The organism is Mesotoga sp. UBA5847 (assembly GCF_002432735.1).
Classification (GTDB): Bacteria; Thermotogota; Thermotogae; order Petrotogales; family Kosmotogaceae; genus Mesotoga.
Genome location: NZ_DJGL01000090.1, coordinates 29,285 through 41,586, shown reverse-complemented (window position 1 = coordinate 41,586; position 12,302 = coordinate 29,285). Strand labels below are relative to the sequence as shown.

Annotated in this window: 10 protein-coding genes; 8 read left to right on the top strand and 2 right to left on the bottom strand. The window is 47.3% G+C overall.

From position 1 onward, the window contains the following. Window positions 1-132 precede the first annotated feature (132 nt). The 6 genes from B3K91_RS11560 to B3K91_RS11535 all read left to right on the top strand — a co-directional run bounded on the left by B3K91_RS11560 (window position 133) and on the right by B3K91_RS11535 (window position 7,136). A complete protein-coding gene (locus B3K91_RS11560) occupies window positions 133-1,608 on the top strand; it encodes a DUF2779 domain-containing protein (RefSeq protein WP_292595223.1) in 1,476 nt (491 codons plus the stop codon). A 138-nt stretch (window positions 1,609-1,746) separates the two neighbouring features. Continuing rightward, window positions 1,747-2,808: an NAD(P)H-dependent flavin oxidoreductase gene (locus tag B3K91_RS11555; RefSeq protein ID WP_414674170.1), complete on the top strand. Its 1,062-nt coding sequence runs from the start codon at window positions 1,747-1,749 to the stop codon at window positions 2,806-2,808. A gap of 68 nt (window positions 2,809-2,876) precedes the next feature. After that, window positions 2,877-3,512: a corrinoid protein gene (locus B3K91_RS11550; RefSeq protein ID WP_214059702.1), complete on the top strand. Its 636-nt coding sequence runs from the start codon at window positions 2,877-2,879 to the stop codon at window positions 3,510-3,512. 231 nt (window positions 3,513-3,743) lie between these two features. Further along, window positions 3,744-4,988 (top strand): DNA recombination protein RmuC, encoded by a 1,245-nt coding sequence (gene rmuC / locus B3K91_RS11545; protein ID WP_214059701.1) that lies wholly within the window; start codon window positions 3,744-3,746, stop codon window positions 4,986-4,988. A 687-nt stretch (window positions 4,989-5,675) separates the two neighbouring features. Continuing rightward, entirely contained in the window at window positions 5,676-6,371 is a 696-nt protein-coding gene (locus tag B3K91_RS11540; RefSeq protein ID WP_292592018.1) for a queuosine precursor transporter, read from the top strand. 162 nt (window positions 6,372-6,533) lie between these two features. Beyond that, on the top strand, window positions 6,534-7,136 hold the full coding sequence (locus tag B3K91_RS11535; RefSeq protein WP_292595221.1) for a DNA polymerase ligase N-terminal domain-containing protein: 603 nt from the start codon (window positions 6,534-6,536) through the stop codon (window positions 7,134-7,136). A gap of 104 nt (window positions 7,137-7,240) precedes the next feature. On the opposite strand, the gene B3K91_RS11530 is transcribed toward B3K91_RS11535, so the two are convergent. Then, window positions 7,241-7,702 carry a YbaN family protein gene (locus B3K91_RS11530; protein ID WP_214060542.1) on the bottom strand — a complete coding sequence of 154 codons (462 nt, stop codon included), beginning with the start codon at window positions 7,700-7,702 and terminating at the stop codon, window positions 7,241-7,243. A 30-nt stretch (window positions 7,703-7,732) separates the two neighbouring features. Beyond that, complete coding sequence (locus tag B3K91_RS11525; RefSeq protein ID WP_292589994.1) at window positions 7,733-9,202, bottom strand: catalase; 1,470 nt, start codon at window positions 9,200-9,202, stop codon at window positions 7,733-7,735. A gap of 357 nt (window positions 9,203-9,559) precedes the next feature. Between B3K91_RS11525 and B3K91_RS11520 the strand changes: the two genes are divergently transcribed. Further along, window positions 9,560-10,393 (top strand): sulfide/dihydroorotate dehydrogenase-like FAD/NAD-binding protein, encoded by an 834-nt coding sequence (locus tag B3K91_RS11520; RefSeq protein WP_214061487.1) that lies wholly within the window; start codon window positions 9,560-9,562, stop codon window positions 10,391-10,393. After that, window positions 10,386-11,762, top strand: a complete 1,377-nt coding sequence (gene gltA / locus B3K91_RS11515) for an NADPH-dependent glutamate synthase (RefSeq protein ID WP_292589995.1) — start codon at window positions 10,386-10,388, stop codon at window positions 11,760-11,762. The genes B3K91_RS11520 and gltA overlap by 8 nt, the downstream gene beginning before the upstream one ends. Window positions 11,763-12,302 lie beyond the last annotated feature (540 nt).

Below are 12,302 nucleotides of genomic sequence, written 5' to 3'. Positions count from 1 at the left end.
CCTGCAGTTGCGGAAGAAATAAAGGCTCGAAACAAGGCCTGAAAATCGGACCTGTCGGTACTGTTATAATCATCATGAGACGTTATCTGAGTTCAGGCATTCAACACTCTTCAAGACTCGAGGTGAAGCTAGTTGAGACTTATTACTAAGAAGATGTTTCTCGAGTACGATTACTGCCCTGTAAGGGGATGGATCGAGAGGAATGAACCTCGGGATTTCACGCCGACAATCGCAGAAGATTTCAGGATGAAAGAGGGTCTAGATGTCGGCAGAAGGGCGAGGAGTCTATTTCCTGAAGGTATTCTGATAGAGGAACTGGATCCCTTTGAGGCCTCCTTCGCAACCGAGCGGATTATCGGAGACAGGCAGTCCGTAACACTGTTTGAACCCGCTTTCATTAGCGGCGATTTCGTCTCAAGGGCGGACGTTTTGAGAAAAGGGGCAGATGGACTGGATGTCTTCGAGGTCAAATCCAGCCTTGCAGGTTCATCGAACACAAAGGACTACATAAGAGATCTCTCTTACACAGTTTCAGTTATAGAAAGCTCGGGTTACAGAGTCAAGAAAGCATGTTTGATCATGGTCTCTAGAATGTATCGCAAGGGTGACGATGACAGGAAGCTCTTTGAGATCATAGACGTAACGGATGAGGTCTCGGAGCAGAAAATCGAGATAACGGCCAAACTCGAACTTGCATCAGTTATCTTGACTTCAACATTGATCCCTTCCGGCTCATTGGGGTACAAATGCAGAGACTGCGAGCATCTTCGAAGATGCTTCGGTCTGGACAGGAGACTCAGTATCTTTGAGCTTCCCAGATTGGGTGCCGATAAGACAGATGCTTTGATCGAAAAGGGATACTTCTATCTAGAAGAGCTTCCGCGAGAGATACTTGGCGACAAACCCCTTCTGCAAAGGGTCTTTCGTGGAGCTAAGACAGGAGGGATAGTGGTTGACGAACCCGAAGAGCTTCGAGAAAAGCTGAATAGTATGGAGTATCCGATAGGTTATCTCGATTTCGAGACTGCAGCTTCAGTTATTCCCCTGTATGATGGCCTGGCTCCCTACGAGGGGATCCCGTATCAATATTCACTGCACATTAGAAGGGAGGCCTCGGGCGCCCTGGAACACAGGGAGTTTCTCTTCGGCAATCCTTCGAGAGATGAAAGCCTCCTGCTCGCCGAAAGGCTGGTTGAGGACCTCAAGGACTGTACAACACTCATGGCGCACCATGCTTCCGTTGAGAGAAATATTCTGAGATGGCTGTCCAATAGATACAGAGATTATCCAGAGCTTTCAGAGCAGCTCGTCTCCTTCTCGGAGATATTTGTAGATTCGGAACTGCTTGTGAAAGACCATATATATCATCCCGACCTCGGTGGGAGCTTCTCGATCAAAAGGCTTCTTCCTGCACTTGTGGAAGGGATTGGTTATGAGGGACTGTTCATCCATAACGGTGACGATGCCAGGTATGTTTTCGTGAATATGGCTCTGGGAAATTACAGAGAGCCCGAGGTAGAGAGAATAAGAAGAGATATGCTGGAGTACTGCAAGATGGATACACTGGCGATGGTGGAGATTCACAAGTTTCTCTGCGATCTTTCATGAGAATGAGGATACTGTTGATACAAATGTGAATCGTCAGCATACGACTTAATCGAATTCTTTTCGAAGTAGAATAGTTTGGTCATCAAATTAGGTTATTATGAATTATGCACACTTTAGGCATCGAGAGGATGTGACGACATAGAAATCTTCAAGATAAAGAATCATGAGACATCGCTTCCCCTTATTCAAGGAGGAATGGCCGTAGGGATTTCTCTGGACAACCTGGCCGCTACCGTCGCTTCTGAAGGTGGAATAGGGGTTATTGGAACGGCAGGTATCGGTATGACGGTTGACGGTTACAGAAAGAACTTCAGGCAGGCAAGCATAGATGGCCTCAAGAATACCATAAGAAGGGCAAGGGAGAAGACAAAAGGGGTTTTGGGAGTAAACATTATGGTAGCCCTCACAAACTACGCAGAGATGGTGGAAACGGCCGTGAAGGAGAAGATAGACGTGATCATCTCCGGCGCGGGACTGCCTCTTGATCTTCCCTCTTATCTCTATGATGGATCGGAAACGGCTATAATTCCAGTGGTCTCATCTCTGAAGTCAGCGACCGTAATATTCAAGAGATGGTTTGGCAGGTACAGATACGTCCCCGACGGCTTCGTTGTGGAGGGACCTAAGGCGGGCGGCCACCTCGGATACAGAGTCGAGGAGGTCTTTTCTGAAGAGAGTTCTCTCGAAAAGACGGTACCTGAGATCAGAAGGTTTGTAGATCAGGTGAAACGTGATACTGGAAAAAACATCCCGGTGATAGCTGCAGGAGGGATATTCGATAGAGATGATGTCGAAAAAGTCTTCAAGCTCGGGGCCTCAGCAGTTCAAGTGGGGACGGCCTTTGTGGCCACGGAAGAATGCGATGCAGACTACAGGTTCAAGCAGGCATTCGTGAATGCTTGTCGGGAGGATATAACCATTATCAAGAGTCCTGTGGGAATGCCGGGCAGAGCAATAAAAAACAAGTTTCTGGACGATGTTGAGCAGGGAAAGAAAAAGCCGTTTAAATGCTCATTTCAGTGCATAAAGACATGCAATTACAAAGAAGCGCCATACTGCATTGCAGAGGCGCTCATGAATGCCTGCAAGGGAGATCTGGAAAATGGCTTTGCCTTTACGGGAAGCGAAGGATACAGGATAGAAGGCATTACAACAGTGAAGAAGGTTATAGATAGACTATTCGGTGAAAACAGGCGCTAGCTTTCTTGATGTATCTTAAGAAATCAGCTGTCTGTCTGCACCGCAAATAAATGTGGGGGAGGTCGAAGATGGGAACCCTGGAGAAGATAACGAACGCGATCATCGAAACAATGCCTGCTCAGGCAAAAGCTGCCACTGAAGAGGCTCTAGCGGAAGGCCTCAGCGCAAAGGAAATTCTGGATAGCGCACTTATCCCGGGGATGGATGAAGTCGGCAGGCTATTCAGAGAGGGCGAGTATTTCGTTCCCGAAGTTCTTGTTGCTGCAAAGGCGATGAACCAATGTATGGACCTTATTGAACCTCTTCTTGTCAGCGGAGGGGTCAAGAAGATCGGCAAAGTGATTGCCGGGACTATCGAGGGTGACCTCCATGACATTGGAAAAAACCTAGTGTGTATGATGCTTAAGGGAGCGGGCTTCGAAATAATCGACCTTGGCGTCGATGTGAAGCCCGAAGAGTTCGTTGAGGCAGCCAAAGGTGCGAAGCCGGATATTCTTGTTATTTCCGCCCTGTTAACGACCACAATGCTCAATATGCCCAGAGTGATTGAAGAACTGAAAAAGGCCGGCATTCGAGAAGAAGTAAAGGTGCTCATAGGTGGGGCGCCCGTGAGTCAAGCTTATGCTGAGGAAATTGGAGCGGACGGTTATTCTCCCGACAGTGCCGGAGCCGTCGAACTGGCAAGGATGTTCGTATCTAGGTAAGCTCATTGATTCTTGAAGAGTGTCCGATGGCGATCCGGAATCGCCGAGAAGATCGTTTGCTTAACGCGAAAATCAAAGAATAGGTACTCAATACACGACCAAATGTGCTCAGGGAACCTTTACAAAGTGCAATTTCAAAGACAAGTTGGTATAATACCGATGGTATTCATTTATTCCGATTTTTCATTTTGACGGCTGTAAAGCTGTCTATTTACGGATGGAGGGTTCAGGATGTTGACAGCGCTGATAATAATGTCGGTCGTCACTCTGATTTCCTTTCTCTTCGCAATTGCATCTGTCAGAAGACTTTCTCAGAGTATCAGGAGGAATCAGGAACTCCAGCTCAAAGAAAAGGACCTGGAGAGAGATGTCGCAGAGAGGGATGAAAAACTGGAATGGCTAACTTCTGCTAAAGAGGAGCTTGAAGAGACCTTCAAAGCGATATCATCTGATGTTCTCAATTCCAGTACCGAAAACTTCATTCGACAGGCAAACGACAAGTTCTCGGGATTGCTCAAGCTGCAGAAAGAAGATTGGGGCAGTCAGAAAAGGGATTTCGAGAGTCTCGTGAGTCCGGTGAAAGACAACCTGGAAAAGCTGGAAAGAAATGTGAGGGAATTGGAATCTAAGAGAGAAGGAGCATACAAAGCTCTTGAAGAACAACTGAGGACTCTTACGACAGCAAACACCGATCTTAGGCAGGGCGTTGCGGATTTGAAGGGCGCCTTGAGAAATAGATCAACTCGTGGAAGATGGGGTGAGATTGAGCTTCGTAGAATAGTTGAGCTCAGCGGCATGACCGAACATGTTGATTTTGTGGAACAGGAATCGATTGACAGCGGCAGGCCGGATCTTATTGTAAAACTACCTAACGAGGCTTACATACCGGTAGACGCCAAAGTTCCACTCGACAGTTATCTTGCCGCATTGGAAGAAGAAGACGAGTCGTCGAGAAGCCAGTTCATGAACGTCTACGCAAGGAATGTTCGAGAGACAGTGAATAGACTCGCCAGCAAGAAATACTCTGAATCGTTCAACAGAAATGCCGATTTTGTGGTAATGTTTGTCCCGGTGGAGTCTGCAATAAATGCGGCTTTTCTAACTGACCCGGAACTCTTTGAATATGCTATTGCGAAGAAGGTCCTTATTGCTTCTCCGGTGAATCTCGTTGCGCTGTTGAAGTCTGTAGCCTATGGGTGGCAGCAGTACAGCCTTACCGAAAACGCTGAGAGGCTTGTTCAAGCCTCGAAAGAACTCTATAATAGATTCGGTGTTTTCTTCGCTCATTACAACAGACTGCAGGGCCACCTAAAGAACGCCGTCAGTGCCTACAATGATGGAGTGGGTTCCTTTGAAAGCAGGCTGCTTCCGAAAGTCAGGGAGATCGAAGCTCTTACCGAGACACGCGAAAGGCTTCCCGAAATTGAAGGGATTGCCGAGGAACCGAGATCTTCGGAAAATATGAACTATGATTGATCTCCTGCGCCAAAATACAGAGACTGGACTTGGGAAAGATCGCTTCAGAGGCGGTTGAGAACTTTTTTCGCCGCGATGTGGTCATCAAAGATCAGTCTTTCTGCTTCGGAGCAGAGCTTCTGCCAGCTTCTTTCGGTCTTTCCCGAAATCCATCCGCCAGCCTAATCGAAAGTAGTTGACATATGCTAGACGGAACAAAGAGGGCAGACCAACAATATGGGCACTCGCATCGGCACTTGCAACTCAATCCGCTTCGACTGCACCGTGTATATGCTGGTCCCTGTAAAGGTTGCTATCTGCGCAGTCGTGAATTAACGCTGTAATTTCTACTACAGAGCGATCTGCATTAAGTTTTTCGGCGAGGATAAGCGAGTTGAGTTAGACCACCGTCAGTATTTGATGTGCCCGGATGTCGTAACCGAAGATATTTTCGTCGTTCTTGCAGTTTTTTCGACTATCTCCTCGACTTCATGGAAAATAACAATTTTATCCCTTTCAGGTAAAATCCATGTGATTTCGCTTCTGGTTGCCTGTTCTATCAGTAAGACAATATTATGATACGCGAGAGTGGTTCTGAAAGTCTTTATGCGATAAAATGCGAGAGGGGGGGCAATATCCGGTCTTCCGATGACAGAACTTTGCCGGTTTCTTGATGCTGATTGTGAAGGATTCGGAATGGAGGTACAGATGAACGAACTATTGTGGTTCTTGATGCTTGTAGCGAACTTCAGTTTGATCACAGTTGCTTACAGGTTGTGGGGAAAGACGGGACTGTACGTCTGGGTAGCCATAGCTGCGATAATTGCCAATGTGCAGGTAATAAAGACGGTTTCGCTTTTCTGGATGGCCGCGACTCTGGGAAACATCGTTTATGCGACGTCATTTCTGGCTACGGATATTCTTTCTGAGAATCATGGAAAGAAGGAGGCCAAGAGAGCAGTTTACATCGGTTTTTTCTCTCTGATATCGACTACCGTGATAATGCAAATCGCTCTTGCCTTCGAGCCTCATCACTCTGATTTCTCTCAGGAGCATCTCTCAGCAATATTCGGCCTTCTCCCCAGAATTGCTCTGGCAAGTCTGGCAGCCTACTGGTGTTCTCAGTTACATGATGTCTGGGCATATGATTTCTGGAAGAAGAGGTTTCCTGACAGGAAGCACATCTGGCTCAGAAATAACGCAAGCACGATGGTATCGCAGCTGATCGATACGGCGGTTTTTACTTCGTTAGCCTTTCTAGGAGTTTTTTCGACCGATGTGTGGTGGCAGATATTCTGGTCCACTTACATTCTAAAGTGGGTCGTTGCAGTTCTAGACACTCCATTCATCTATCTAGCCCGAAAACTGAAAGACGAGGGTAAAATCAAGGATCTTGTTCCCTGAGTTTCTTGATGAGAAATCTTCCTCGAGATAGTTTCATGCTGTGCTCTCTTGTGCTTCGAAAGCTCTCGGCCGTCGGTTGATATAATTCATATGAAACAGGAATACTCTTGAGAGAATTGATTGTTGAACTCTCCGGCTGACAAACAGATCAGGAGGTAGACTGTGGACGAGGGCGACAGGAAACTGAATAAGTACGAAATGAAGAGAGACTTCAACAAAACGCCGGAGCCCGACGGTAAAGAGGCCTCTCTTGAATGGGCAAGAGATAGACCGGTGTTTGTTGTTCAGAAACACGCCGCATCGACTCTTCATTATGACTTTCGAATCGAAGTAGACGGAGTTCTGAAGTCGTGGGCCGTTCCCAAAGGTCCGTCAACCGACCCCTCTGAAAAAAGGCTGGCCGTTCCCACGGAAGACCATCCCCTCGAGTACGGCGATTTCGAAGGAAATATCCCCGAAGGAGAGTACGGCGGCGGCACGGTCCTTCTATGGGACCGAGGAAGCTACAGAAATCTGAAGGAAGACCCTGAATCGAACCCACTCACAAAACAAATCGAAGATGGTCATATCACAATTTGGCTCGAAGGAGAGAAGCTTAAGGGTGGCTACGCGCTCGTCCGAACGGGAAAAGCGGAGAATGCGCGGTGGCTTCTGGTCAAGATGAACGATAGAGAAGCCGATGCAAGAAGAAACCCAACGTCGACCGAGCCCAATTCAGTCAAGACAGGAAGAAGCCTTGAAGAAATTCGTGATTCCAAAGATTAAGCAACTCATACAGCGAGCTTCAAGATCAGGAGATGAATAAGCCGGATATCATCTTTTCCCTTTCTGGAGCTGCGAGAGTTCATCTTGATGGCGGGAGATCGGGACTATTGTGATCGTGATTGAGTATTGCCGCTATTCGAGGTAGTGTCTTTATTGATCGTATCTGGATTCTTCAGGCCCTTCCTGACTTCCCCAAGCATCTCACTCGTCAATGTTTTCAACTTAAGATGAACAGAAACGGCAGTGCCAACTCCGATAAGAATTGCCGTGACAACAGCATTTGATATCAGCATCATTGTCAAGGTAAGAGTGGAGCACACCAACGCAAGTGCAAGATTTCTTGCTCTCCTCCTTACGGCTCGGAAATGGAGATAGCTGTAGATATACGCACCGAATAGCTTGTGGCCGATCAACCATTGGTACAGCTTCTCTGAGCTTCTCAGATTACAAAACGCTGCCAACAAGAGAAACGGAGTTGTAGGCAGCAATGGAAGTACTATTCCGGTTACGCCAAGAAAAAGGGAACCCGATCCTGCGATTACCAGCAAAACTTGTTTAAGTCTCACAAGTTACCTTTCTTGCTGCTAAATATTTGGCTACTTCCCAACTTCGTCCAGCGAAATTCCCAGAGCCTTCGCAAGCCCCGCTCCATAAGTGGGATCGGCTTTCAGGCAGTTTCCAATATGTCTAATCTTGATTTCTTTTGGCGAGTCTCCCATGTTCCTTGCTGTGTTCTCAAAAAGAACTTGCTGCTGCTCTGGAGTCATAAGATTGAAAAGCTTTCCAGGCTGGGTGTAGTAATCATCGTCATCTTCTCTGAAGTTCCAGTTATCGGCGGCACCCTTTAGCTCTAGAGGGGGTTCTTTGTATTCAGGTTGTTCAGCCCATGCTCCGTAACTATTGGGTTCATAGCCTATCGTGCTTCCTGCATTATCATCTACTCTCATCTGTCCGTCGCGATGATAACTATTGAATGGGAACCGTGGCCTGTTAACTGGAATCTGATGATGGTTAACCCCGAGCCTGTAACGCTGGGCGTCACCGTAGGAGAAGAGCCTTCCCTGAAGCATTTTGTCTGGAGAGAAACCTATTCCGGGAACAATACTTGCCGGATTGAAGGCAGCCTGTTCGACATCAAGATAGTAGTTTTCAGGGTTCTTGTTCAGCTCGAAGTACCCAACCTCGGTGAGCGGGAACTCTCCTTTGTACCAGACCTTTGTCAAGTCAAAGGGATTGTAGGGCATTTTATCGGCCTGTTCCAGCGTCATAACCTGAATATACATGGTCCATCTTGGAAAGTCGCCTCTCTCTATGCTCTCGAAGAGATCGCGCTGGTGGCTCTCCCGATCTTTCGCGACTATGGCTTCCGCTTCGGCATCGGTGAGATTCTTGATTCCTTGTTGCGTCTTGAAGTGGAACTTCACCCATATCCTTTCATTGTTGGCGTTTATCATGCTGTAAGTATGGCTTCCGTAGCCGTTCATGTGTCTATACGAAAAGGGAATCCCGCGATCGCTCATTGTTATTGTTACCTGATGAAGAGCTTCGGGAAGTGAAGACCAGAAATCCCAGTTATTCTTCGCGCTCCTCATGTTGGTCTTCGGATCACGTTTAATAGCATGATTCAGATCGGGGAACTTGAGAGGGTCCCTCAAGAAGAAGACTGGCGTGTTATTGCCGACTAAATCCCAGTTGCCTTCCTCTGTATAATATTTCATTGCGAAACCTCTTATATCCCTTTCGGCATCGGCAGCGCCTCTCTCTCCGGCTACCGTGGAGAACCTGACAAACATATCGGTCTTCTTGCCTATCTCTGAGAAGAGCTTGGCTTTGGTATACTTTGTAATGTCGTGGGTCACGGTAAACGTTCCAAAGGCTCCAGAGCCTTTCGCATGCATTCTTCTTTCCGGAATAACCTCTCTGTCGAAATGGGCCAACTTCTCAAGATACCAGACATCTTGCAGCAACATCGGGCCTCTCGGACCGGCAGTCATTGAGTTCTGATTGTCGCCTACGGGCGCTCCAGCTGCCGTGGTCATTTTCTCTTTCTTTGGATCTTTTTCCATAATCTCCTCCAATCTTGATCGTCCGGCAAAAGCGGACATCGTAGGGTTTATTTACGGGGTTGGGGTTCTCAAAAGATCTATAATAAGCCGAGTACACACACATGCATTCATGGCTCACGATTTCATAGAAGCAAACTCTTACTAGAGCAAGTCGGGCTCAGTAGACAAGCCTGTCTTGGAATCTTTACTAGTTTAAATTATTCTAACATTAGATACCGCGGAAACTCGTATTTGCAGCACTCTTAAGCGCAACGCCAGTTCTTGATCACATTGTTTCTCCGCCTTGGATATGCGGCCAGCTTCAAGGCTTTCGGCAATGTAGTTTGTATTCTGATATTATTCTATTGAGGTGATTGAATGTTCACAGTACTCTCGAAAGAGCGAATTTCGCCGGATACCTTTGATATCTGGCTTTCTCATCCCGAGATCTATAAATACGCAAAGCCCGGCCAGTTCCTGATAGTAAGGATAGACGAATACGGTGAGAGAATTCCTCTCACAATTGCGTCAACCGATAAAGGAAGGGTAAGAGTTATTGTGAAGGCCGTGGGCAAGAGTACCTACAAGCTATGCTCTTTGAGCGAGGGCGAGTCAGTTGCGGATATCGTAGGCCCGCTAGGAAATCCCAGCGAGATAGAAAAGCTTGGAACGGTCTGTGTAGTGGGCGGTGGTGTTGGCATTGCACCGTTGTTTCCTATTACCAGGGCACTGAAAGAGGCAGGAAATGAGGTTATAGGAATACTGGGTGCTGCAAAGAAGGAGCAGCTTATAATGCTGAATGAATTCAGACCATTTCTTGACAGGCTGTACATCACGACCGACGACGGTTCCCTTGGTTCAAAAGGAACGGTAACAAATCCTCTTAAGGAAGTTATCAAGGATCACCCACCAGCTTCAATCTGGGCAATAGGGCCCATGGTAATGATGAAGTTTGTCTCGCTTCTAGCCTCCCAGAATGACATACGATGCTGGGTCTCACTCAATCCGATCATGGTAGATGGGACGGGAATGTGCGGAGCCTGCAGAGCAGAAGTGGGGGGCGAGATGAAGTTTGCCTGTGTTCACGGACCGGAATTTGACGGCAGGTTGGTTAACTGGGACGAGCTCATCAAGAGGCAGTATCAGTACCGAGAAGAGGAGCAGATTGCTCTTGAGGAGTACATACGTGAATCGGGTGAGATGAATGCCTGAGAAATTCAAAGTTAAGATGAGAGAATTAGATCCTCTAGAGAGAGTCAACAACTTCGAGGAGGTTGCCCTTGGCTACACCAAAGAGGAGGCAATTGCAGAGGCAAACAGATGTCTCCAGTGCAAGCACAAACCCTGTGTTAGCGGCTGCCCCGTTGGAATAGACATTCCCGGCTTTATCAAAGCACTGAGAGAGGGTAACATCGAGAAGAGCACAAAGATTTTGAAAGATGCCAACAACCTCCCAGCAATCTGCGGAAGAGTCTGCCCTCAGGAGAAGCAGTGCGAAGCAGTTTGCGTTGTGGGCAAGATCCCGGGCAGTGAGCCCGTTGCAATCGGGAGACTGGAGAGATTCGTTGCAGACCAGAATATTTCTCTCGAAACTGCCGTAAAACCGTCCGTAAACAAAAGAGTTGCCGTCATCGGTGCAGGTCCGGCCGGTTTAACGGTCGCAGCCGATCTCGCGAAAGAGGGTTTTTCGGTTACGGTCTTCGAAGCCTTCCATACTGCGGGAGGTGTGCTTGTTTATGGTATCCCCGAGTTCAGGCTTCCCAAAGAGATCGTTGCAAAGGAAGTTGAATTTGTGAAGGGCCTGGGAGTTGAATTCCGTTTCAGTCAGATTGTAGGCCGAACGATTCCATTCGAAGAGATCAAAAACGAATATGATGCAGTTTTCATTGGTATCGGGGCGGGCGCTCCTAGATTCATGGGAATACCGGGATCGAATCACAACAACATATTCTCCTCTTCCGAATACCTCACGAGGACCAACCTTATGAAAGCCTATCTCTTTCCAAGGTACGACACGCCTGTCAAGATAAAGGACAGGGTAGCAGTGATAGGGGCAGGAAATGTCACAATGGATGCGGCAAGGACGGCCAAAAGACTTGGAGCCAAAGAAGTTCATGTGGTCTACAGGAGAAGCGAAGAAGAGATGCCTGCAAGAATAGAAGAGTACCACCATGCCGTTGAAGAGGGGATAGTGTTTCACTGGCTGACCCTTCCCGTTGAGTACGTAGGGGACATAAACAACAACGTCACTGGAATGAAGTGCGTTAAGATGACTTTGGGTGAACCGGATGATTCGGGGAGAAGAAGGCCGATACAAATTGAGGGATCGGAATTCATCATGGAAGTGGATATGGTCATCGAAGCGATCGGGCAGACTCCAAACGCCATTCTGAAAGCCGGTTTCCCAGAGGTGAGACTGAATAGATGGGGCAGTATCGATGCCGATGAAGCCAGCGGCAAAGTCGATGAAGGCATCTACGCCGGCGGAGACATCGTGACCGGTTCCGCTACCGTTATAGAAGCCATGGGAGCAGGAAAGCGTTCTGCGAGAGCAATTAAGGCGTACTTGTTGCGCAAGTGATGTGCTTCATGATACCTGCGACAGATCTTGAATGTAAATAATCACGGAAGACTATAGAGCAAAAAAACGCGAGAAGCCCGTCAATGGTTTTCTGCTCCGAGACTCTACATTTCGGAGACAATTGCCGGCTCCTTTCAATAGAGTTTTTTTGTTCAAAGAATAAATCAACTCTCAAAACCAATCTGATAATCTGAGAATCATGGAATCCTGATACTTCTCTCGATAAAGGAGACTTCTCTTCGCAATGAAAATATGACGAAAAACAGCTTTCGGTGATACAGAGCTTTCATTCTTCTCCCTTTTTGGCGCGTCATATTCTCAAAATTCCTCGTGAGATACGATCATACCCGATCAACCTCCTTTATTCCCAGCTGCTTAATCCGTTCTACCCAAAAGAGTGTTTTCAAATAGACTGTTGAGTTTGCTGGAATAATTTAGGTTCAGAAACTAACTAATTGGCAGGACTGAATTTTGCCAATCTCTGAGAGAAGGTCAGCCGGAGTACCTTCTGAGCTTAGGGAAAGAAATCTTAAGACAATA